This window comes from Streptomyces sp. NBC_00440, from assembly GCF_036014215.1.
Classification (GTDB): Bacteria; Actinomycetota; Actinomycetes; order Streptomycetales; family Streptomycetaceae; genus Streptomyces.
Window position 1 is genome coordinate 4,631,238 of sequence record NZ_CP107921.1, and the last position, 21,263, is coordinate 4,652,500.

21 protein-coding genes and 1 pseudogene (1 of these 22 only partly in view) are annotated in these 21,263 nt (G+C 71.6%); 13 read left to right on the forward strand and 9 right to left on the reverse strand.

Features of this window, described 5'->3' with window-relative positions:
- Positions 1-9 precede the first annotated feature (9 nt).
- The 4 genes from OHB13_RS20850 to OHB13_RS20865 form a co-directional block, all read right to left on the reverse strand.
- Complete coding sequence (locus tag OHB13_RS20850) at positions 10-759, reverse strand: hypothetical protein (protein ID WP_328378112.1); 750 nt, start codon at positions 757-759, stop codon at positions 10-12.
- The gene (locus OHB13_RS20855; RefSeq protein WP_266854649.1) at positions 747-1,298 is read right to left on the reverse strand and encodes a SigE family RNA polymerase sigma factor; all 552 of its coding nucleotides are present in this window, start codon (positions 1,296-1,298) and stop codon (positions 747-749) included. Before OHB13_RS20855 ends, OHB13_RS20850 begins: the two co-directional genes overlap by 13 nt.
- Positions 1,299-1,473: 175 nt before the next feature.
- Positions 1,474-2,412: an A/G-specific adenine glycosylase gene (locus OHB13_RS20860; protein ID WP_328378113.1), complete on the reverse strand. Its 939-nt coding sequence runs from the start codon at positions 2,410-2,412 to the stop codon at positions 1,474-1,476.
- Positions 2,413-2,506: 94 nt separating this feature from the next.
- Positions 2,507-3,115 carry a phosphatase PAP2 family protein gene (locus OHB13_RS20865; protein WP_328378114.1) on the reverse strand — a complete coding sequence of 203 codons (609 nt, stop codon included), beginning with the start codon at positions 3,113-3,115 and terminating at the stop codon, positions 2,507-2,509.
- A 183-nt stretch (positions 3,116-3,298) separates the two neighbouring features.
- Between OHB13_RS20865 and OHB13_RS20870 the strand changes: the two genes are divergently transcribed.
- Positions 3,299-4,153, forward strand: a complete 855-nt coding sequence (locus OHB13_RS20870) for a hypothetical protein (RefSeq protein WP_328380351.1) — start codon at positions 3,299-3,301, stop codon at positions 4,151-4,153.
- Positions 4,154-4,275: 122 nt separating this feature from the next.
- Here the strand turns inward: OHB13_RS20870 and disA are convergent, their stop codons facing one another.
- The gene (disA, locus tag OHB13_RS20875) at positions 4,276-5,427 is read right to left on the reverse strand and encodes a DNA integrity scanning diadenylate cyclase DisA (RefSeq protein ID WP_266854642.1); all 1,152 of its coding nucleotides are present in this window, start codon (positions 5,425-5,427) and stop codon (positions 4,276-4,278) included.
- Between the two features lie 56 nt (positions 5,428-5,483).
- Positions 5,484-6,881, reverse strand: a complete 1,398-nt coding sequence (gene radA / locus OHB13_RS20880; protein WP_266854640.1) for a DNA repair protein RadA — start codon at positions 6,879-6,881, stop codon at positions 5,484-5,486.
- A gap of 183 nt (positions 6,882-7,064) precedes the next feature.
- On the opposite strand from radA, the gene OHB13_RS20885 reads away from it, so the two are divergent.
- Entirely contained in the window at positions 7,065-8,777 is a 1,713-nt protein-coding gene (locus OHB13_RS20885; RefSeq protein ID WP_328378115.1) for a BACON domain-containing protein, read from the forward strand.
- 166 nt (positions 8,778-8,943) lie between these two features.
- On the opposite strand, the gene OHB13_RS20890 is transcribed toward OHB13_RS20885, so the two are convergent.
- Positions 8,944-9,789: a hypothetical protein gene (locus OHB13_RS20890; RefSeq protein WP_328378116.1), complete on the reverse strand. Its 846-nt coding sequence runs from the start codon at positions 9,787-9,789 to the stop codon at positions 8,944-8,946.
- Positions 9,790-9,877: 88 nt separating this feature from the next.
- Between OHB13_RS20890 and OHB13_RS20895 the strand changes: the two genes are divergently transcribed.
- From OHB13_RS20895 to OHB13_RS20925, 7 genes are all read left to right on the forward strand, one after another.
- Positions 9,878-10,810 (forward strand): Ppx/GppA phosphatase family protein, encoded by a 933-nt coding sequence (locus tag OHB13_RS20895; protein WP_266854635.1) that lies wholly within the window; start codon positions 9,878-9,880, stop codon positions 10,808-10,810.
- A 66-nt stretch (positions 10,811-10,876) separates the two neighbouring features.
- The gene (locus OHB13_RS20900; protein ID WP_266854633.1) at positions 10,877-11,695 is read left to right on the forward strand and encodes a sugar phosphate isomerase/epimerase family protein; all 819 of its coding nucleotides are present in this window, start codon (positions 10,877-10,879) and stop codon (positions 11,693-11,695) included.
- The gene (locus OHB13_RS20905) at positions 11,692-12,369 is read left to right on the forward strand and encodes a TetR/AcrR family transcriptional regulator (protein ID WP_328378117.1); all 678 of its coding nucleotides are present in this window, start codon (positions 11,692-11,694) and stop codon (positions 12,367-12,369) included. The genes OHB13_RS20900 and OHB13_RS20905 overlap by 4 nt, the downstream gene beginning before the upstream one ends.
- Before the next feature lie 141 nt (positions 12,370-12,510).
- Positions 12,511-14,361 carry a dihydroxy-acid dehydratase gene (gene ilvD / locus OHB13_RS20910; protein WP_328378118.1) on the forward strand — a complete coding sequence of 617 codons (1,851 nt, stop codon included), beginning with the start codon at positions 12,511-12,513 and terminating at the stop codon, positions 14,359-14,361.
- A gap of 114 nt (positions 14,362-14,475) precedes the next feature.
- Entirely contained in the window at positions 14,476-15,051 is a 576-nt protein-coding gene (locus OHB13_RS20915; RefSeq protein WP_328378119.1) for a hypothetical protein, read from the forward strand.
- A 106-nt stretch (positions 15,052-15,157) separates the two neighbouring features.
- Positions 15,158-15,733, forward strand: coding sequence for a hypothetical protein (locus tag OHB13_RS20920; RefSeq protein ID WP_443062962.1), 576 nt, complete (start codon positions 15,158-15,160; stop codon positions 15,731-15,733).
- Positions 15,734-15,899: 166 nt separating this feature from the next.
- Positions 15,900-16,658, forward strand: coding sequence for a class I SAM-dependent methyltransferase (locus tag OHB13_RS20925; RefSeq protein WP_323183753.1), 759 nt, complete (start codon positions 15,900-15,902; stop codon positions 16,656-16,658).
- 74 nt (positions 16,659-16,732) lie between these two features.
- Here the strand turns inward: OHB13_RS20925 and OHB13_RS20930 are convergent, their stop codons facing one another.
- On the reverse strand, positions 16,733-17,203 hold the full coding sequence (locus OHB13_RS20930; RefSeq protein ID WP_266854624.1) for a hypothetical protein: 471 nt from the start codon (positions 17,201-17,203) through the stop codon (positions 16,733-16,735).
- A 102-nt stretch (positions 17,204-17,305) separates the two neighbouring features.
- Between OHB13_RS20930 and OHB13_RS20935 the strand changes: the two genes are divergently transcribed.
- From OHB13_RS20935 to proC, 4 genes and pseudogenes are all read left to right on the forward strand, one after another.
- Positions 17,306-18,058 carry a class I SAM-dependent methyltransferase gene (locus OHB13_RS20935; RefSeq protein WP_266854623.1) on the forward strand — a complete coding sequence of 251 codons (753 nt, stop codon included), beginning with the start codon at positions 17,306-17,308 and terminating at the stop codon, positions 18,056-18,058.
- 87 nt (positions 18,059-18,145) lie between these two features.
- A pseudogene (locus OHB13_RS20940) lies at positions 18,146-18,668 on the forward strand (ABC transporter ATP-binding protein); the annotation flags it as partial.
- Between the two features lie 235 nt (positions 18,669-18,903).
- Positions 18,904-19,641 carry an ABC transporter permease gene (locus OHB13_RS20945; RefSeq protein WP_328378121.1) on the forward strand — a complete coding sequence of 246 codons (738 nt, stop codon included), beginning with the start codon at positions 18,904-18,906 and terminating at the stop codon, positions 19,639-19,641.
- Between the two features lie 152 nt (positions 19,642-19,793).
- The gene (proC, locus tag OHB13_RS20950) at positions 19,794-20,603 is read left to right on the forward strand and encodes a pyrroline-5-carboxylate reductase (protein ID WP_266854618.1); all 810 of its coding nucleotides are present in this window, start codon (positions 19,794-19,796) and stop codon (positions 20,601-20,603) included.
- Between the two features lie 24 nt (positions 20,604-20,627).
- Here the strand turns inward: proC and trpS are convergent, their stop codons facing one another.
- On the reverse strand, positions 20,628-21,263 hold the 3' portion of the coding sequence (trpS, locus tag OHB13_RS20955; RefSeq protein WP_328378122.1) for a tryptophan--tRNA ligase. 360 nt of this gene lie beyond the right edge of the window; the window shows 636 of its 996 coding nt (coding positions 361-996); its start codon lies off the right edge, out of view — the gene reads right to left on this strand; it ends in the stop codon at positions 20,628-20,630.

A 21,263-nucleotide genomic window follows, 5' to 3' on the forward strand; every position in this document is an offset into this window, starting at 1 on the left:
GCTGCTCTCTCAGTTGCTGGGGCTGGTGGTGGCGGTGTCCCCGCCGGTGTCTCCGTCGGTGTCCCCATCACCGACCGCCCGGCTGAAGTCGGTGTGCACGGCGTCGGTCTGCGCGAACTTGTTGTTCGTCCAGTGGTACGTGATGACGTCCTCGCTCGACGCGTACGACATCGAGTCGCCCTTCGCGTACTGCTGCTTCGTCACCACGAGATCGCCCCGGTCGATCTCGGAGTAGACGGGCGCGGCCTCCGAGCCGAAGACGTTCTTGTACGAGCCGCCGTGCGCGCGGTAGACGTACGTGGCGACCCCCACCGCACTGCGGCACGTCATCACGTTCACCACGACATCGGCGACGTCGCCGCCGGTCAGCCGCGCGTACGAGACGTCGACCGGGTAGTCGCTGCCCGAGCACGGCTTGAGGTCGCGCTTGACCGCCGGGCTGACCATCGGGTCCTGCTTCAGGAGACCCACCGGGTTCACCCGCTCGCCGGGCTTGGTCGCGGCCGCCGACCCCGGATCCTTGGTGGGCGCGACCGCGGGGACCGAATGGGCCGCTCCCTCGTCGCGTGTCCCCGTACCACCCGAGTCGCAGCCCGCCACGAACAGGCCGACGACGGCGAGCCCGGCCACCGCCGTGACGCTCGCCGCCAGAGTGCCTCTTCTGGTTCTGGCCACCCTGGACCCGGCCACTGCACCCCGGCCGTCGTCGTCTCCGGGGCCGCCCGGACCGTCCTCCGGGCCCTCTGTCAGGCCGCGCACCGCTCCCGCCCCATCTCTTGTTCCCCACGGATCAGCGCACGCGCGTCGATGTCGCGGCTCTCCAGCTCCTGCCTGAGCCGTGCAAGGGCCCGGTGCAGTGTGCTCTTCACCGTACCGGCCGACATGCCCAGTGCGGCAGCCGTCTCCTCGGTGCTCATCTGCTCCCAGTGTCGCAGGACGACCACACTGCGCTGCTTGGGAGCGAGCACCTTCAGGATGTCCATCAGCAGCGCGCGGTCCGCGTGCTGCTCCGTGCCGTCCTCGACGCTCGCGTCGGGCAGCTGCTCGGTGGGGACCTCCTCCAGCCTGCGGGCGCGCCACCACTCCGTACGGGTGTTGATCATGACGCGGCGGAGGTAGGCGTCGGCCAGCGACTTGTCGGCGATGCCCTCCCAGCGGCGGTAGGTGCGCGCCAGCGCGGTCTGCAGCAGGTCCTGGGCGTCGACGGGGTCGGGCACCAGCCGGCGGGCGCTCCGCAGCAGGGCGTCCTGCCTGGTGCGTACATACTCCTCGAATTCGAGCACCTCACCGTGCGCCATACCCAACCGCCTCCGTCGTTCCCCGTGTTCAAACTGCTCTGTGGTCTGTCCACGAAGCTACGGAGGCGTTGTCACGGAGCTGTGCGTACCAGCCGTCGGCAGACGCACGGCTGCCCATCGATTGTGTAACGGCGATCAGGTTTAAAACGGGAACGGGCAGATCCGGATGATCGGTTCAGGTCAGCGGCAGCCGGTAGACCCCGCCCGCCAGCGGCTCGACCAGCCCGTCGGAGACCAGCCCGTCCAGCGCCCTGGCCCGCTGCACCGGCTCGTGCCACACCGCGTCGAGCTGCGACTGCGGTACGGGACCCGGCGTGTCCCGCAGCACCGCGAGCAGCTTGCCGCGCACCTGGCGGTCCGTACCGGCGTACGTCTGTCCGCGCCGCGCCGCCCCCGCGTGTGCCGGTTTGCCGGCCAGCCGCCAGGCGCACTGCCCGGCGATGGGGCAGCGCCCGCACTCGGGGTTCTTGGCCGTGCAGACCAGCGCGCCCAGCTCCATGGAGGCCGCGGCCCAGCGCGCCGCGGTGGTCTCGTCGTCGGGGAGCAGGGTGCGGGCCAGCCTGCGTTCGGCGGCCGTGGTGGCGTTCGGCGGGTACTCGACGCCGCTGACCGCACGGGCGAAGACCCGCCGCACATTGGTGTCCAGGACCGCATGGCGCCGGCCGTACGCGAAGGAGGCGACCGCCGCAGCCGTGTACTCGCCGATACCGGGCAGCGAGATCAGCTGCCCGTGCTCGGACGGCACCTCGCCGCCGTGCCGCTCCGTGATGGCCTGGGCCGCTCCGTGCAGGCGCAGGGCGCGGCGCGGATATCCGAGCCTGCCCCAGGCCCGGACCGCCTCACCCGGGGCCTCGGCCGCCAGATCGGCCGGGCGCGGCCAGCGGGCCAGCCACTGTTCGTAGACCGGCAGCACCCGTACGACAGGGGTCTGCTGGAGCATGAACTCGCTGACCATGACCCCCCAGGCGCCCGCCTCGGGGCGGCGCCAGGGCAGATCGCGGGCGTTGGCGCCGAACCAGGTGATGACGGAGGAGTGCAGGCCGGCGGCGTCGGGAGCGGACGCCGGAGTCGCCGAGGGCGTCTGAGGCGTCGGCGTCTGAGGCGTCGGAGTCATCTGAGGCGTCGGGGTCATCTGAGTCGGCGGATTCGGGGGATTAGTCGGATTCGTCGAAGGTTCAGTGGTTGTAGTCATGGCACATCCGATCCTCTCAGTTCGGGGCCCCCGGCCCCACGAACCAGGCCGCCGCGCTGATGTCGCTCGACCGCACCGTCTCCACCAGCGACCGTACGGGCCGGGTCAGCCCCTCGATGACGAGCAGCCCGATCAGCGCGCCGAGGAGCAGCCCGACGATCACGTCATGCGGATAGTGCACACCGACGAAGACCCGCGAGAAGGCCATCAGCACCGCGACCGGCACGGTCAGCCAGACCAGCCGCACCATGGCGACGGAGAGTCCGACCGCCGCGGCGGCCGCGATGATCGAGTGATTGCTGGGGAAGGACCAGTCGCCGGGCGCCGGGCAGTCGATCAGCGGTTTCATCGCCCCGGCCACGGCCCGGCACGGGCGCTCCTCGTGGATCACCGACTTGAGCACTTCGCTGAGGACGTACGCGATGGCGGTCCCCAGCGGAGCGATCAGCGCCAGAGCCATCGCCTGCGCGGACGCCGTACGCGCCCGCCACCACACGAAGACGAACAGCACGGCGAAGAGCAGCAGTCCGCCCTCGGTCCACAGCTCCATGAGCTGCTGCACCCAGGAGGGCGTGGAGTGCGCGAATTCGACGATATTTCGGTAGAGCTCGGAAGAACTGTCCATGGTGACGGACAGTATGGATCATCCCGAAGCGGTGACCACGAGCGATCCTGCTCACGCTGTGCGGCCCGTGACGGGGGCACCGGGCACGGTCTGCGGAATGATGATCCGTAAAAGTTGTACGGACGGCGGCGGGTGGGGCCTGAGTTGGGTCTGATCTCTCGTACAGTTTGCGCCGTGGGATCTATGCGCAATCCGGTCGGGCCGCTTCCCTCCTCCATCTACTGGCGACGGAGGGCAGTAGCGGCGACTCTGGTTGCGCTGCTCGCCCTGCTGGTCGTATGGATGGTGACATCGGGCGGCGGCGGAAAGCAGGGCAGTTCGGGCGCGAAGGGGGCCAATCCCGCCCCTTCCATCACCCCGGGCCCCTCCGGAACGGGCCCCGCGATCAGTCAAGCGCCCGGCGGGAGCGGTGGTTCGGGCAGCTCCGGCGGATCGGGCTCGTCCTCCGGTTCGGATACGGGTTCCGGCTCGGGCTCGGGCTCTGGCTCGGGCGGTTCCGGCGGGGCGGGCAGCGGCTCCGGCGGTACGGGCCCGGGCAGCGGTGACGGTGCCAACGGCACAGCCGGAAGCGGCGGTTCGGGCGCGGACGCCGCAGGCGCCGTCGACGGCCGGCGAGTCTCCGCGGGCTCCAGCCTCCCCGACTGCACTGCGGGAGCGGTCCAGTTGACGCTGCACAACCCCAAGAACAGCTATCCCCCCGGTGAGAAGCTGAAGTTCGACCTGATCGCCAAGAACACCTCGGGGACGGCCTGCAAGGTCGACTTCGGCCCGAAGGCCACCGTGCTCACGATCACCTCGACCACGGACGACCATGCCGTCTGGTCGTCCAAGGACTGCCCGAAGGACGGCGGTTCCGTGCTCCTCCAGGTCCCGGCCAACAGCACCATCAAGCACACGGTGGAATGGGACCGTAAGAAGTCGGCCCCGAAGTGCACGAAGCCGGGCCCGCAGACGGCGGGGGCCGGCACCTATCTGGTCGAGGCGAAGGCCCCGGGAATGCCGGTGAAGCAGACATCGGTGGTCCTGACGAAGGACTGACCAGCCGGAAACATCAAGTCCTGGCGGGCGAATTCAAGCCCCCCTCCTGGGGGAGCTTGAGGAGCGGGGTCCGGGGGCGGAGCCCCGAAAAGGCCCGCACCCCACCCACCCCGGGCCACTGCCTAGACGTACCGCTCCAGAATCGACGACTCCGCGAGCCGCGAAAGGCCTTCCCGGACGCTACGGGCCCGCGCCTCCCCGACGCCGTCCACCGCCTGCAGATCATCCACGCTGGCGGCGAGCAGCTTCTGCAGCCCGCCGAAGTGCTCCACCAGCCGTTCGATGATCGCCCCCGGCAGCCTCGGCACCTTGGCCAGCAGCCGGAACCCGCGCGGCGACACCGCCGAGTCGAGCGTCTCCGGGGAGCCGCTGTACCCCAGCGCCCTTGCCACCACGGGCAGTTCGAGCAGCTCCGTGTGGCTGAGCGTGTTGAGGTCGACCAGCGCCTCGGCGACCGTACGCGAACGCTGGGGGCCCCTCCCGGAGGCAGCTCTGGGGGAGGTGGGCTCCGGCACGTAGTCCCTGACCACCAGCTCCCGCTCCGGCTCGACCCCCGCGATCAGCTCGTCCAGCTGGAGGGAGAGCAGTCGGCCGTCGGTGCCCAGCTCCACCACGTACTCGGCGATCTCGGTGGCGATCCGCCGGACCATCTCAAGACGCTGCGCGACAGCCGTCACGTCCCGGACCGTCACCAGGTCCTCGATCTCCAGGGCGGAGAGCGTGCCCGCCACCTCGTCCAGCCGGAGCTTGTACCGCTCCAGCGTGGCCAGGGCCTGGTTGGCGCGGGACAGGATCGCCGCCGACTCCTCCAGGACCCGGCGCTCCCCGTCCACGTACAGCGCGATCAGGTGCATCGACTGCGATACGGAGACGACGGGGAAGCCGCACTGCTTGGAGACCCGGTCCGCCGTGCGATGGCGGGTGCCGGTCTCCTCGGTGGGGATCGACGCGTCCGGGACGAGCTGGACGCCGGCCCGGAGAATCTTGGTCAGATCCTTGTCGAGGATCAGCGCGCCGTCGAGCTTGCACAGCTCCCGCAGGCGGGTCGCGGCGAACTCCACGTCCATGACGAAACCGCCGGTGCACATCGCTTCGACGCTCTTGTCCATGCCCAGGACGATCAGGCCGCCGGTGTTCCCGCGGAGGATCCGCTCCAGGCCGTCGCGCAGAGCGGTACCGGGCGCGACAGCGCTCAGCGTGGCACGCATCAGCGCTTCATTGCCGGACGAGCTCCCGCCGGATCTCCCGGGTGCTGCTCGGTCATTGGCTGCCACTGCACTCCTCCGGCTCGTACGGACAGGCGAGACCAGGGCAAAGTCTACCGGCGCACTCACTCGTCCTGGGGCGCGCGGGCCCTTGAACGGCGCGGAAGGGCCCGCAGCGCGTCCCCCATGTCCGCCACTTCGATGACCTTCATCCCTGCGGGGACCTTCCCCGGATCGGTCGGTACGAGGGCGTGGGTGAAGCCGAGACGGTGGGCCTCGGCAAGCCTGCGCTGGACGCCGGTGACCCTCCTGACCTCGCCCGCGAGACCCACTTCGCCGATCGCCACCAGGTTCTTCGGGAGCGGGACGTCGCTGGCGGCGGAGGCCAGGGCGAGCGCGACGGCCAGGTCGGCGGCCGGTTCGGTGAGCTTCACGCCGCCGACCGTCGCCGTGTAGATGTCGCGCTTGCCGAGCGCGCTGATCCTGCCGCGCTGTTCGAGGACGGCGAGCATCATCGAGACCCGGGAGGTCTCAAGACCGGAGGTGGTGCGCCGGGGTGAGGGGATCTGTGAGTCGACCGTGAGCGCCTGGACCTCGGCGACCAGGGGGCGCTTGCCCTCCAGGGTGACCGTCAGACAGGTCCCGGGCACCGGTTCGTCACGGCGCGTCAGGAACAGCCCGCTCGGGTCGGCGAGCCCGGTGATGCCCTCGTCGTGCAGCTCGAAGCAGCCGACCTCGTCGGTGGCCCCGTATCTGTTCTTGACGCCGCGGACCAGCCGCAGCCGGGCGTGCCGGTCGCCCTCGAAGGACAGCACGACGTCCACCAGGTGCTCAAGGAGCCGGGGCCCGGCGATGGCGCCGTCCTTCGTGACGTGCCCGACGAGCAGCGTGGACATCCCGCGCTCCTTGGATGCGCGGATCAGCGCGCCCGCCACCTCGCGCACCTGCGCCATACCGCCCGGCGCACCGTCCAGTTCGGATGAGGCCACCGTCTGTACGGAGTCCAGGACCAGCAGGGACGGCTTCACCGCGTCGAGGTGGCCGAGCACCGCGGCGAGGTCGGTCTCGGCGGCCAGATAGAGGTGGTCATTGATCGCGTGGATCCGGTCGGCGCGCAGCCTGACCTGGCTCGCGGACTCCTCGGCCGTCACATAGAGCGTGCGGTGGTCGGAGCCGGCGGCCTTCGCCGCGACGTCGAGCAGCAGCGTGGACTTGCCGACGCCCGGCTCGCCCGCGAGCAGCACGACCGCGCCGGGCACCAGACCGCCGCCGAGCACCCGGTCCAGCTCGTTGACCCCGGTCGAACGGGCCGTCGCCGTCCGGCTGTCGACCTGGCCGATGGGGACGGCGGCGCTGCTGACCGGACCGGCCGCGGTCGTCCGCACGGCGGGCCCGCCGCCCTGCTCCTCGACCGTCCCCCACGTCTGGCACTCGGGGCAGCGGCCCAGCCACTTGGCCGTCGTGTACCCGCATTCGGTGCAGCGGTAGGACGGCCGTTCTCTGGTCTTCGCACGGGTGGCCATGGCGCCACCGTAACCGGCCGCACCGACAGTGGCCGTACGCCTCATGGGCACCGGGCGAGGGGCCGGGAGCCAGCTGCCGGAATCCGGGATTCCTGTCCCCTTTTGAGGGATACGTTCACCCGTAAGGATTAAATGCCCTCAAGAGGTGCTAGGAGGCGGCTATTACCGGCCTACCGTCGCCGGGTGACGAGCAGCAGGCTGGAGAACCCCACACACACCACCGGCGCACACCGGGCGCACCGGCGCGCCCCCCACCCGGCGGAACAGCGGCCGCCGGTCCGTTACGAGGCATATCTGGACGGTCTTTTCACCTACTGCCTCTCCGTTCTGTGCGACCACACGGAGGCCACCGCCGTACTCGGCGAGGTGCTCGCCGTCTCGGAACGCCAGTTCAGCCGCTGCCCCTCGGGCGAACAGAGCCGCCGGGCCTGGCTGTACGCCCTCGCGCGCTGGGCCTGTCTGCGCAAGCTCGCCGAGCGGAAGCGGCTGCGTCCCGGCGCACACACCGGGCGCACGCCGGAGCCCAAGCCCGCGCCCGCGCCCGAGCAGCCAGGAGCTGCCGAGGCCGCCGAGCGGCAGCGCCGCGATCTCGCCACTCTTGCCTGGCCCGAGGCCGCCGGCACCACCCCCGAGCAGCGCGAGGCGCTGGAACTCGCGGTACGCCACGGCCTCGGCCCGCGCGAAGTCGCCGCCGTGCTCGGCCTGGAGCACGCGGCTGCCCGCGAGCTGCTGGCCGCCGGAGCCTGCGAGGTGGAGCGGACCCGCGCGGCACTCGCCGTCGTCGAGACCGGCAACTGCCCGAGCGTCGCCCGGCTCACCGGCGACAACCGGGTCCTGCTCTCCACGGCGCTCCGCCGCGAACTCGTCCGGCACGTGGACGACTGCCCGCGCTGCCGCCGGGTCGCCGAGCGGGCCGGAGCGACGGGCCCCTGGCCCGGCTCCACCGTCACACCGGCCACCCCGGCGGCCCTGCCGCTCGTCGTGGCGGAACGATCCGCCGCGTACACGGCGATGCTGCACGCCCCCCGTGGCCACGCCCCGCGCTTCGGCCGCACGGGCTTCCCGCTGGACCCGAAGGACCGGGCCGCCCGCCGCGACCGGCTGCGCTCGCGCGCCGTGACGACCACCGTCGTCGCGACGGTCGTCGCCGCCCCGGTGCTGGCCCTGTGGGTGGCGTACCGCCACGCTCCCTCCACCGGCGAGGGGCACGGCGGTTCGGTGACATCGAGCGAGGCCGACGGGCCGGGCGGCAACGGCGCGAGCCCGTACGACCACTACGAGAACGCGGGCAACGCCCGCACCCAGCACACCCCGTTCGCCGACGACGGCAGTTCGCCGGACGTGTCCGTCGAGGTCATCAGCCCGGACGCGGCGGACCAGAAGGCGGGTGACGGCTCACTGGCCGCCGGCGGCCTCACCGTCGCGGCCCGCGCGTCCGGCGGACGCACCTCGATCACCCTGACCAACGGCGGCGACCGCCCCCTCTCCTGGTCGGCCACCAGGAGCGCGCCGTGGCTCTACCTCAGCAGCTCGTCGGGCGTCCTGTCGCCGGGCGGCTCGATCACGATCCGGGTGTACGTGGACCACCGCAGCGAACCGTCGGGCGCCTGGTCGGCCCGGATCGCCCTGGACCCGTCGGGCGCCGTCGTGTCGATCCACGGGTACGGCCGGGGCGACGGAAACCACGGCCGGGGCCACGGCCATGGGCACGGTCACCACGGCCACGGCAGCCCGACCCCGTCGAACGGTCCGTCCTCGGGACCGGCCCCTTCGGGCCGCCCGACGCCCACGCCGACACCGACCTCTTCGGCCCCGACGCCCAGCCCCACCCCGACCGTCTCGGACTCCCCGACGACAGCACCGCCGTCGACCCCGGGCACACCTTCAGCGTCGTAACGGGAAAGCCGCCACGAGAGACCCGTAACGAGAGACCCGTAACGAGAAAGCCGTACCCGGAAACCAGCGGTCCGGCCGCTCTGGAAACCAGGACCGGCCGGAAACCAGGACCGGCCGCGAACCAGGGCCGGCCCGCGAACCAGCCCTGGCTCGGACGCTGCCGGTCCTACCGAGGGTCGGCCGGGTGCGGGGCCATCGGGAGCAGCGCCGCGACCCGCTCCTCGCACAGCTCCACCAGGCGGTCGTACGCCGGTGCGCCCATCAGCTCGATCAGCTCCGGCCGGTACGTCACATAGACCGGGTCACCCGCGCCGTGCGCGGACGTCGCCGACGTGCACCACCAGTGCAGGTCGTGGCCGCCGGGACCCCAGCCGCGCCGGTCGTACTCGCCGATGGAGATCTGCAGCACCCGCGAATCGTCGGGCCGCTCGATCCAGTCGTACGTCCGGCGGACCGGCAGCTGCCAGCAGACGTCCGGCTTCGTCTCCAGCGGTTCCTTGCCCTCCCGCAGCGCCAGGATGTGCAGCGAGCACCCCGCGCCGCCCGCGAACCCGGGCCGGTTCTGGAAGATGCAGGAACCCTCCCAGCGCCGTGTCTGGCGCTCCCCGTCCTCGTCGAGCTGGACCCACCCCGTCTCCGTACCGACGTCGTGGAACTGCCAGAGGTCCGGCGTGAGCCGTTCCACATGACCGGCCACCCGCTGCTCGTCCTCCTCGTCCGAGAAGTGCGCCCCCAGCGTGCAGCAGCCGTCGTCGGCGCGGCCCGCCTCGATGCCCTGGCAGCCGCTGCCGAAAATGCAGGTCCACCGCGAGGTGAGCCAGGTCAGGTCGCAGCGGAAGACCTGTTCGTCATCGGCGGGGTCCGGGAATTCGACCCAGGCCCGGGCGAAGTCCAGACCCTGCTCGTCATTGACGCGCTCGTCACTATTGCGCTCGTCGCTACTCTTCTGGGCACTCTTCGGCTTCGGCTGCTTGGTGGCTTTGCCCGGCTTCGCCTTTTTCGTCTTTGGCACGCACCCAGCGTACGGGGACAGTGCGGGGACACCGCCCCCATCAGCCCGGACAGCCACCCGCTTGCCCGCGCCCAGTAGCGTTCCGTCCATGAGACTCGGAGTCCTCGACGTCGGTTCGAACACGGTCCACCTGCTGGTGGTCGACGCCCACCCCGGCGCCCGACCGCTGCCCGCGCACTCGCACAAGGTGGGGCTGCGCCTGGCCGAACTGCTCGACAGCGAGGGAGCGATCGGCCCCGAGGGCATAGACCGGCTGGTCGCCACCGTCAACGACGCGCTCCAGGCCGCCGAGGACAAGGGCGCCGAGAGCGTCCTGTCGTTCGCGACCTCCGCCGTGCGCGAGGCGACCAACGCCGACCACGTCCTCACCCGGGTGCGCGACGAGACCGGCGTCGACCTCCAGGTCCTCACCGGCGCCGACGAGGCCCGGCTCACCTTCCTCGCGGCCCGCCGCTGGTTCGGCTGGTCCGCTGGCCGGCTGCTGCTGCTCGACATCGGCGGCGGCTCCCTCGAAATCGCGTACGGCATCGACGAGGACCCCGACGCGGCCGTCTCGCTGCCGCTCGGCGCCGGCCGGCTGACCCACGCCTGGCTGCCGGACGACTCACCCGACCCGCAGGACGTCAGGGCGCTGCGCCGCCATGTCCGCGCGGAGATCGCCAGGACCGTCGGGGAGTTCACCCGCTTCGGCAGGCCGGACCGGGTGGTCGCGACCTCCAAGACCTTCAAGCAGCTGTCGCGCATCGCGGGCGCCGCGCGCTCCGGCGACGGCCCGTACGTGCCGCGCGGACTGAGTCGTAAGTCACTTGAGGACTGGGTCCCCAAGCTCGCCGCGATGACCTCGGCGGAGCGCGCCCGGCTGCCCGGGGTCTCCGCCGACCGCGCCCCCCAGCTCCTCGCCGGAGCGCTGGTCGCGGAGGGTGCGATGGACCTGCTCGGGGTCGAGGAGCTGGAGGTCTGCCCCTGGGCGCTGCGCGAGGGCGTCATCCTGCGCCGCCTCGACCACCTGCCGGTCAGGTAGGACCTCGTCCCGATCCGCCCGGGATCCGGACGAAGGTCCCCGGGCGCGGCCCGTACGCTGTCTTCCGTGGCAGAACCAGTGGTGCGCATCCCGGATGCGAAGGTCGCGCTGTCCACGGCATCCGTGTATCCGGAGTCGACGGCGACGGCCTTCGAGATCGCCGCGCGCCTCGGCTACGACGGCGTCGAGGTCATGGTGTGGACGGACCCCGTCAGCCAGGACATCGAGGCGCTGCGCAGACTCTCCGACCACTACCGGATGCCGGTCCTCGCCGTACACGCGCCGTGTCTGCTGATCACCCAGCGGGTCTGGTCCACCGACCCCTGGACCAAACTCCAGCGCGCCAGGTCGGCCGCCGAGCGGCTCGGGGCCTCCACCGTCGTCGTCCACCCGCCCTTCCGCTGGCAGCGCTCGTACGCCCGTGACTTCGTCGACGGGATCTGGCGGATGGCGGACGAGACCGATGTGCGGTTCGCCGTGGAGAACATGTACCCGTGGCGCTACCGGGACCGCGAGATGCTCGCGTACGCCCCCGACTGGGACGTCACCAGCGACGACTACCGCCACTTCACGGCCGACCTCTCGCACACGGCGACCGCCCGTACCGACGCGATGGCGATGATCGGCCGGATGGGCCCGCGGCTGGCCCATGTGCACCTCGCGGACGGCCGGGGCTCCGGCAAGGACGAGCACCTGGTGCCGGGCCGCGGCACACAGCCCTGCGCCGAGCTGCTCGAAGGGCTCGCGGGCAGCGGCTTCGACGGCCATGTCGTCATCGAGGTCAACACCCGCCGCGCGATGTCCACGGCGGAGCGCGAGGCCGACCTGGCGGAGGCCCTCGCCTTCACCCGCCTCCACCTGGCGACCCGGGTCCGCCACCCATGACACCCCGGCCCGGCCCGGCCGGCGGCGACAGCGGCGCCCCCACCGGCGCCGAGTCCGCCCCCGCGCCCGGTCCCGCCCCCGCGCGTCGCAGGGGCCGCCCGCCGCGTGACCGGGCGGCCGAGGGCGGCGGTGCGCGGGAACGCATCCTGGAGTCGGCCCGCAGGGAGTTCTCCGAGCGGGGGTACGACAAGACCTCCGTACGCGCCATCGCGAAGGCGGCGGGGGTCGACCCGGCGCTCGTCCACCACTACTTCGGTACGAAGGACGAGGTCTTCGAGGCGGCGATCGAGGTCACCATGGAGCCCGTCCAGCTCGTGACCTCGCTGCTCGAAGCGGGCCCCGACGGCATCGGTGAGCGGCTGGCCCGCTCCTTCCTCGGCGCCTGGGAGAACCCGGCGACCCGCACCCCGCTGCTGGCGATCATCCGCTCGGCACTGACGCACGAGGCGGCGGGGAAGGTACTGCGCGGCTTCGTGTTCCAGCGCGTACTCGGCCGGGTGGCGGCGGACCTCGACGTACCGGACCCGCAGTTCCGGGCGGAGCTGGCGGCCTCGCACATGATCGGCATCGCGATGATGCGGTACGTGATCGAGGTGGAGCCGATGGCGTCGGCCGAGGTGGACGACATCGTGGCGATGGTCGCCCCGACGCTGCAGAGGTACCTGACGGAGTGAGGCCGCGGGCGGCCCGTGGCAGGCTCCTCCCGCCCCGTGAACCGTCCCCCCGTCCGTCCCGTAATCCGGACGAGGCGTCCGGATCTTGGAGGGCAGGCGTACGCTCGACGGCAGTCACATCTGCCTAAGGAGCGAGCCACGATGCCCGAGCTGAGGTCCCGCACAGTCACCCACGGCCGCAACATGGCGGGCGCCCGTGCCCTCATGCGAGCCTCGGGCGTAGCGAGCGAGGACATCGGCAAGCCGATCATCGCGGTCGCCAACTCGTTCACCGAGTTCGTCCCGGGCCACACCCACCTCCAGCCGGTCGGCCGGATCGTCTCCGAGGCGATCAAGGCGGCGGGCGCGGTGCCCCGCGAGTTCAACACGATCGCCGTGGACGACGGCATCGCGATGGGCCACGGCGGGATGCTCTACAGCCTGCCCTCGCGCGACCTGATCGCGGACAGCGTCGAGTACATGGTCGAGGCACACTGCGCGGACGCCCTGATCTGCATCTCCAACTGCGACAAGATCACCCCGGGCATGCTGATGGCCGCCATGCGCCTCAACATCCCCACGGTCTTCGTCTCCGGCGGCCCGATGGAGGCCGGCAAGGCGACCCTGGTCGACGGCACGGTCCGCAAGCTCGACCTGATCAACGCCATCAGCGACGCGGTCGACGAGAACGTCTCGGACGAGGACATCCTCCGTATCGAGGAGAACGCCTGCCCCACCTGCGGCAGCTGCTCGGGCATGTTCACGGCCAACTCGATGAACTGCCTGACCGAGGCCCTCGGCCTGGCGCTCCCCGGCAACGGCTCGGTGCTCGCCACCCACACCGCCCGCAAGGCGCTGTACGAGAACGCGGGCCGCACGGTCGTGGAGATCGCCAAGCGCTACTACGAGCAGGACGACGAGACCGTCCTGCCGCGCGCCATCGGCACCCGCGCCGCCTTCGACAACGCGATGGCGCTCGACATCTCCATGGGCGGCTCGACCAACACGATCCTGCACCTCCTCGCCGCCGCACAGGAGGCCGAACTGCCGTACGGCCTGGCCGAGATGGACGAGGTCTCGCGCCGCGTCCCGTGTCTGTCCAAGGTCGCGCCGAACGTCGCCCCCGGCGGCACGTACTACATGGAGGACGTGCACCGCGCCGGCGGCATCCCCGCCATCCTCGGTGAGCTGTACCGGGGCGGGATGCTCAACGAGGACGTGCACTCGGTCCACTCGCCGTCGCTGGCCGACTGGCTGAAGACCTGGGACGTGCGCGGCGGCTCCCCGTCGGCCGAGGCGGTCGAGCTGTGGCACGCGGCCCCCGGCTGTGTCCGCTCCGCCGAGGCCTTCTCGCAGTCCGAGCGCTGGGACACCCTCGACACGGACGCGGCCGGCGGCTGCATCCGTGACGTCGAGCATGCGTACTCCAAGGACGGCGGCCTCGCGGTCCTCAAGGGCAACCTGGCCGTGGACGGCTGCGTCGTGAAGACGGCCGGCGTCGACGAGTCGATCTGGACCTTCGAGGGCCCGGCCGTGGTCTGCGAGTCCCAGGAGGAGGCCGTCGACAAGATCCTCCGCAAGGAGATCACCGCGGGCGACGTCGTCGTCATCCGCTACGAGGGCCCCAGGGGCGGCCCCGGTATGCAGGAGATGCTCTACCCGACGTCCTTCCTGAAGGGCCGCGGCCTCGGCAAGGTCTGCGCCCTGGTCACCGACGGCCGCTTCTCCGGCGGTACATCGGGCCTGTCGATCGGACACGCCTCGCCCGAGGCGGCAGCGGGCGGCACCATCGCGCTCGTCGAGGACGGCGACCGCATCCGCATCGCCATCCCGGACCGCTCCATCGAGCTGCTGGTCTCCGACGAGGAGCTGGCGACCCGCCGCGCCGCACTGAACGGCGTGTACGCCCCGAAGAACCGCGAACGCAAGGTCTCGCAGGCGCTGAAGGCGTACGCGGCGATGGCGACCAGCGCCGACCGCGGCGCCGTGAGGGACGTCTCGAAGCTCGGCTGACCCGCCGCACCGACCCGCCTGCCGGCCCGGACCCACACCTTTTCGTCACTGTGTGTGTCCGGGCCGGTGCGTTACGCTGCCCCCTTCCCTGCCTTGGTCACCATTGGGGGCACCATGCGTCAGCCCATCTGCCGGCCCACCCGTCAGCCCACGCTTCAGCCCACCCACCAGTCCACCGCCCGGTCCGTCCGCCGGTCCGTCCCCCGGCTCATCCGCCGGTTCATCCAGAGGCCGGCCGTCATCGCGGCAGCCGTCGGAGGCCTCGCGGCGCTCGGGATCGTCCCGGCGACCGCGGCACCCGCTGCCGCGCCCGCCGCAGTGCCCGCCGTGGCACCCGCCGCCACACCGGCGAGCATCTGCGGCTCCGGCTACCGGGAGATCGATTCCCACACCTTCACCAACGGGCGGGTCGAATTCGCCCGCGTCCATCTCCTCTACAACGCGACGACCGGCTACAACTGCGTCGTCACCGACCACAGCCGCGCCACCGCGGGCATGGCCCTGCCCACCGGGGCCTGGATCGACGTCCAGGGCGACGGCAAGGGCCAGGCCAAGGACCAGGGCACGTTCTCCTCGTACGCGGGCCCGGTGCGGCTCAAGGCCGTCCACTCCTGCGTGCAGTGGGGCGGCATGATCGAGGCCGGTGTCGGTACGTACACGTACACCAGCCCATGGACCCACTGCGGCTGAACAACCGCACCGGGCCCGCGTGGACTCCACCGGCTCGAACCACACCCGCTGGACCCCGGCGGCCGTCCGCCGCCCGGCAGCGAGGGATAGAGGGATAATCGGGCCCGTGAGCGACAACGGCGAGAACGGCGACAACGGCGACGGCACCGCGAAGACCGCCGCTCCGGGCGGCAGGGCCGGCCGGACCGGCCAGGACCGCACGCCCGGCGGGCCGCAGCCCGAGACCATCCGCTTCTTCGGTACGACCTGGGTCGGCCGCGACAGCGGATACGGGCTGCGGCGCGCCGCGGTCGCGGCCGGCGCGCTGGTCACGACGGTCGCCGCGTGCTTCGTGACGCGGCTCGCCTACCAGGGTGTGCAGACCGCCGACATCGGCAGCTTCGCCTCCGCCCTCTTCGTGGCCGTCTTCGCCGTCTGCAGCGCGGTCGCCTTCGCCCGCACCTGGGACGGCTTCCGCCGCCGCCCCGCCGATCCGGCCCGCGAGGAATCCCTGCGCAGCCTGAAGGCGATCGGCTTCATCGGCTCGCTCCTGGCGTACTTCATCCGTTCCCTGACCGAGGCCCCCGGCGAGAAACTGCGCCGCACCGAGTACGAGACGGCCGCCGCGGCGTACGAGAAGCGCCGGGGAGCCCGCGCCGGAAACCCGGCAGCCCGCAGGAAGCCGAAGTCCAAGCGCGGCTGAGGACGCACGCACCCGGCCCGCCCTCCGGGGACCCCGCCATCCAGGAACCCCGGGGCGTGAGCCCATCTGTGCCCCATTGCCCCATGCCCTGCTGCCTGGCCGGCCCCCTGTCTCCCCCCGCCCCTGCCTCTGTTCCCTGCGGCCGTCCGCCACGAAGATGTCAGATATGACGGAACTCGCACTGTCCTCGGACCCGGTCGCCGCCCAGTACGCCGCAGCGCGCCCCGGATACCCGCCCGAGCTCTTCGACGCCGTGGAAGCGATGGCGCACCGCCCGCTCAAGGGCGCGTACGTGGTCGACGTCGGCGCGGGCACGGGCATCGCCACCGGACTGCTGCGGGACCGCGGCGCCGAGGTGGTGGCGGTCGAACCGGGCCCCGGCATGGCCGCACAGCTGCGCTCCGCCCTCCCCGGTGTGCCGCTGGTGCAGGGCGTGGGCGACGCGCTCCCGCTCGCCTCGGGCTGCGCCGACTTCGTCACATACGCGCAGGCCTGGCACTGGACGGAACCGACCCGCTCGGTCCCCGAAGCCCTGCGGGTCCTGAAGCCGCGCGGGGTACTGGCCCTCTGGTGGAACGTCCCGGACCCGTCCGTCCGCTGGGCCGCCGACCAGGAGGCGCGGCTGAAGAAGCGGCTCCCCGAGTACTACCGCTACGGGACGGCGCCGAAGGCCCCCGTGATCATCAAGACCCTGTACGACGGCCTGACCCCGGCCTTCCGACGCCTGCAATGGTCGCGCGAGGTGGACATCGACACCCACATCGCCCAGCTGAGCAGCCGCTCGTACGTGGCAGCCGCACCCGAGGAGAAGGCGGCCCGGGCCCTGGCGGACGAGCGGGCGGAACTGCTGCGGATCTTCCCGGAGGGCAGAGTGCGGGAGGAGTACGTCATCAACCTCACGGCCGTACGGAAACCGGCGAACTGACCTCCCCCGAAGCCGGAGCAGCCACCGGAACCGGACCGGCAACCAGCGCAGTCACCCGTACCCCGGACCGGCTCTCACCCCCGCCGCCCCCCGAACCTCCCCACAAGCCCCACGACTCCACCGACGACAACACCGCGCCACACCGCGTCCCCCAAACTGCTGAAAAAGCTTTCCGATCCGAGCAGTTGGCGCACCACAACGTCACTGACAGCCATCAGCACAGCGGGCACGGCCGCGACCCGCCAGGGATGCGCGGCGGACCACCGCCTGATCCGCTGGTCGACCCGCGCCGCCTGCCGCCCGCCGAGCGCGGCCCCCGCGCCGCCCACGATGAAGAACAGCGTGAGCGCGACCGAGACCGCGGTGGTCACGGCGTGCGCCCCCACCCCCTCGGCGAGCGCCGCGATCCCGAACGAGACCGCGCCACCCATCGCGCCGACGGCCGCGGCGGACCGCCACGGCCCGAGCGTCGCGGAGGCGACGGCCAGGCTGCGCTGCTCGGATCCGGACATCTCCGACCCGGACTTTCCAAGGTTCTGCGTCATGCCTCAACGGTCCGCCGCGAACCTGCCGAAGGCTATGGGGGATGCCCCTGACGCACCCCCGACGTGGGAGCCAAAACCCTGAGGTGCGCGCAGAATTGGCGTATGACAACCACCTCACGCGCCCACTCCTTCAACGCGGCAGCAGCCGCCTACGCGGCGAACCGCCCGTCCTATCCGCCCGCCCTCCTCGACGCCGTCGAAGAACTCGCGGGGCGCCCGCTGGCCGGCGCCCGGGTCGCCGACGTCGGCGCGGGCACGGGTATAGCCAGCGCCCTCCTCCATGAGCGCGGCGCCCGGATCGTCGCGGTCGAGCCGGGCGACGGCATGGCGGAACAGTTCCGCCGCACGCTGCCCGGCGTACCGGTGGTGCGCGGCGACGGGAACAACCTCCCGCTCGCCGACGCGTCGGCGGACTTCATCACGTACGCCCAGGCCTGGCACTGGACGGACCCGGCCCGTTCGGCACCCGAGGCGATGCGCGTCCTGCGTCCCGGTGGCGCGCTCGCCCTCTGGTGGAACATCGCGGACCACGGGGTGCAGTGGATCGCCGACCAGAAGAACAGGATCGAGCGCTTCTTCGGCGGCTCCGACATCGTGCTCGGCGCGCACGGCACGGCCGCGCGGACACTCCAGACCGGCGGCCTGGACTTCGCCGACCGCACCGTCCACTGGACCCGCGAGGTCTCCATCGACACCCACCTCGCCAATCTGGCCAGCCACTCCGTGTTCCTGGTCGCGGGGGAGGAGGCCACCAGGGAGTTCGCCGACCAGGAGCGCACCGTCCTGAGGGACCTCTTCCCGCAGGGCATGGTGAGCGAGGCGTACGCGGTCGACCTCTGCGTGGCGATCCGCTGACGGCGACAGCGCACCCGGCGGACGCGCACCCCGGCAGGCGACGTCCCTTGACGGAACCAACCCGGCGGGAGAATTATTCACCACGTGATGAATAAATCTCCGAGCTGCGCACCGGACCACCCGGCGGCACCGCCACCCCCCATCGACGCCCGGGGCCTGTCCGTGGTCCGAGGCTCGCGAACCGTCCTGCGCGACCTGGACTTCACCGTCCCCCGCGGCCGGATCACCGGTCTGCTCGGCCCGTCCGGCTGCGGGAAGTCCACCCTGATGCGGGCGGTGGTCGGCACCCAGGCCAAGGTCACCGGCACCCTCACGGTGCTGGACCACCCGGCGGGCGCCGCCCCGCTGCGAAGTCGTATCGGCTATGTGACCCAGGCCCCGTCCGTCTACGACGACCTCACCGTCGAGCAGAACCTGGACTACTTCGCATCGATCCTCGGCGCCCGCGCCAACGTCCCGCGCGTCATCGAACAGGTCGACCTGACCACGCACACGACCGCCCTGGCGGGCAGCCTCTCCGGCGGCCAGCGCAGCCGAGTCTCCCTGGCCGTGGCCCTGCTCGGCAGTCCGGAACTCCTGGTCCTGGACGAACCGACCGTAGGACTGGACCCGGTGCTGCGCAGAGACCTCTGGGCCCTGTTCCACCGCCTGGCCGACGACGGCACCACCCTGCTCGTGTCCTCCCACGTCATGGACGAGGCGGAGCGCTGCCACCGCCTGCTCCTCATGCGCGAGGGCGAGATCCTGGCCGAAGGCACCCCGGACGAACTGCGCACCCGCACCCAGGCCCCGACGGTCGAGGCGGCCTTCCTCCACCTGGTCGACGCGGCACGGAAGAGGGCCCGGTGAACGTCACCCACACCCTCGCCACCACCAGCCGGGTCCTGCGCCAACTGCGCCACGACCCCCGCACGATCGCGCTCCTGCTGCTGATCCCCGCCGTCATGATCACGCTGCTGCGGTACGTGTTCGACGCGTCCCCGCAGACGTTCAACTCGATCGGCGCGTCGCTGCTGGGCATCTTCCCGCTGATCACGATGTTCCTGGTGACCTCCATCGCGACCTTGCGCGAACGCACGTCCGGCACCCTGGAGCGCCTGCTGTCCCTGCCGATCGGCAAGGCCGACATCATCGCCGGGTACGCACTGGCCTTCGGCCTCCTGGCCATCGTCCAGTCCGCCCTGGCCACGGCCCTCTCGGTCTGGCTCCTGGACCTGAACGTCACGGGCTCCCCCTGGCTCCTGCTCCTGGTCGCCCTCCTGGACGCACTGCTGGGCACGGCGCTGGGCCTGTTCGTCTCGGCGTTCGCGGCCTCGGAGTTCCAGGCAGTCCAGTTCATGCCGGCGGTGATCTTCCCCCAGCTGCTGCTCTGCGGCCTGTTCACCCCACGGAACCAGATGCAGCCGCTCCTGGAGGGCCTCTCCAACGTGCTGCCGATGTCGTACGCGGTGGACGCGATGAACCAGGTCATGCACCACAGCGCGGTAACGACGACGTTCGTACGCGACATCGGGATCGTAGGAGGCTGCGCACTCCTGGTCCTGACCCTGGGCGCGGCAACACTGCGCCGCCGGACGACGTAACAGGGGGAGTCCGAGGGGAGACCGCCCCCCCACGTACCACCCGTCGGACACCCCCGCGCCCACCCACCACCCCGATGCAAGGATGACCCGGGAACGGAAGAGACAGACAGACGGACAGGCAGAAAGCCCCAACCGGCGAGGTGAACAGAGCCATGGCCCAGACAGTCGCAGTCCTAGGCACCGGCAAGATCGGCGAAGCCCTCCTGAGCGGAATGCTCCGCGCGGGCTGGCCCCCCGCCAACCTCCTCGTCACCACCCGCCGCCCTGCCCGAGCGGAAGAACTCCGTACCCGCTACGGCGTGGAACCGGTCACCAACCAGGAAGCGGCCGAGCGAGCCGACATCCTCATCCTCACGGTGAAGCCGCAGGACATGGGCAAGCTCCTGGACGAGCTCGCCCCCCACGTCCCCGCGGACCGCCTGGTCATCAGTGGCGCCGCCGGCATCCCCACCTCCTTCTTCGAGGAGCGCCTCGCCGCCGGCACCCCGGTCGTCCGGGTCATGACGAACACCCCCGCCCTGGTGGACGAGGCGATGTCCGTCATCTCGCCCGGCAGCCACGCGACGGAGGCACACCTGGTCCACGCCGATGAGATCTTCGGCGGTGTGGGCAAGACCCTCCGCGTCCCGGAGACGCAGCAGGACGCGGCCACCGCACTCTCCGGCTCCGGCCCGGCGTACTTCTACTACCTGGTCGAGGCGATGACCGACGCAGGAATCCTCCTCGGCCTGCCGCGCGCCCAGGCGCACGACCTGATCGTGCAGGCTGCCATCGGCGCTGCCGTGATGCTCAGGGACAGTGGCGAACACCCGGTGAAACTGCGCGAGGCGGTCACCAGCCCGGCGGGCACCACGATCAACGCGATCCGCGAGCTGGAGAACCACGGCGTACGGGCCGCTCTCATCGCCGCCCTGGAGGCAGCCCGCGACCGCAGCCGCGAACTGGCCTCCGGCAACGGCTGACCCGCCACCCCCAGCCGGCGACGGCTACGGCTCCAGCAGCCCGATGGCCCGGTACGCGGCATCGACCGTGGGCCGGGCCATCGCCCGTGCCCGCGCGGCGCCCCGCCTGAGGACCTCCTCCAGATACCCGGGATCGGCGACCAGTGCCGTATGCCTCTTCTGGAGCGGCCGCAGCAGCTCGACCACCGCGTCGGCCGCGTCCTTCTTCAGCGCCCCGTACGACGCGTACGTCCCGGCGAGCGCTCCGGGCTCCTCCCCCGTACAGGCGCCCAGCACCTCCAGCAGATTGGCGACCCCGGGACTCGCGGCCCGGTCGTAGACGACCTCCGAACCGCTGTCGGTCACGGCCCGCATGACCTTCTTGTGCACCACAGCGGGTTCGTCCAGGAGATAGACGATCCCCGCACCCGAGGCGTGCGACTTCCCCATCTTCGACGTGGGGTCCTGAAGGTCCATGACCCGCGCGGCCACCGCGGGCTCAATGGCCTTCGGTACCACAAAGGTGTGCCCGTACCGCTGGTTGAACCGCACGGCCAGATCCCGGGTCAGCTCGACATGCTGCGTCTGGTCCTCACCGACCGGAACCTCGTCGGCCGAGTACGCCAGGATGTCCGCGGCCATCAGCGCCGGATAGGTGAGAAGGGAGAGCCGCACACTGTC

Coding starts and splice junctions, on each gene's coding strand:
- OHB13_RS20870 (WP_328380351.1), top strand. CDS start 3,299: ATGCGCAATCCGGTCGGGCCGCTTCCCTCCTCCATCTACTGGCGACGG.
- OHB13_RS20855 (WP_266854649.1), bottom strand. CDS start 1,298: ATGGCGCACGGTGAGGTGCTCGAATTCGAGGAGTATGTACGCACCAGG.
- OHB13_RS20860 (WP_328378113.1), bottom strand. CDS start 2,412: ATGACTCCGACGCCTCAGACGCCGACGCCTCAGACGCCCTCGGCGACT.
- OHB13_RS20925 (WP_323183753.1), top strand. CDS start 15,900: ATGACGGAACTCGCACTGTCCTCGGACCCGGTCGCCGCCCAGTACGCC.
- radA (WP_266854640.1), bottom strand. CDS start 6,881: ATGGCCACCCGTGCGAAGACCAGAGAACGGCCGTCCTACCGCTGCACC.
- OHB13_RS20895 (WP_266854635.1), top strand. CDS start 9,878: ATGAGACTCGGAGTCCTCGACGTCGGTTCGAACACGGTCCACCTGCTG.
- OHB13_RS20915 (WP_328378119.1), top strand. CDS start 14,476: ATGCGTCAGCCCATCTGCCGGCCCACCCGTCAGCCCACGCTTCAGCCC.
- proC (WP_266854618.1), top strand. CDS start 19,794: ATGGCCCAGACAGTCGCAGTCCTAGGCACCGGCAAGATCGGCGAAGCC.
- ilvD (WP_328378118.1), top strand. CDS start 12,511: ATGCCCGAGCTGAGGTCCCGCACAGTCACCCACGGCCGCAACATGGCG.
- OHB13_RS20865 (WP_328378114.1), bottom strand. CDS start 3,115: ATGGACAGTTCTTCCGAGCTCTACCGAAATATCGTCGAATTCGCGCAC.
- OHB13_RS20935 (WP_266854623.1), top strand. CDS start 17,306: ATGACAACCACCTCACGCGCCCACTCCTTCAACGCGGCAGCAGCCGCC.
- OHB13_RS20930 (WP_266854624.1), bottom strand. CDS start 17,203: ATGACGCAGAACCTTGGAAAGTCCGGGTCGGAGATGTCCGGATCCGAG.
- OHB13_RS20905 (WP_328378117.1), top strand. CDS start 11,692: ATGACACCCCGGCCCGGCCCGGCCGGCGGCGACAGCGGCGCCCCCACC.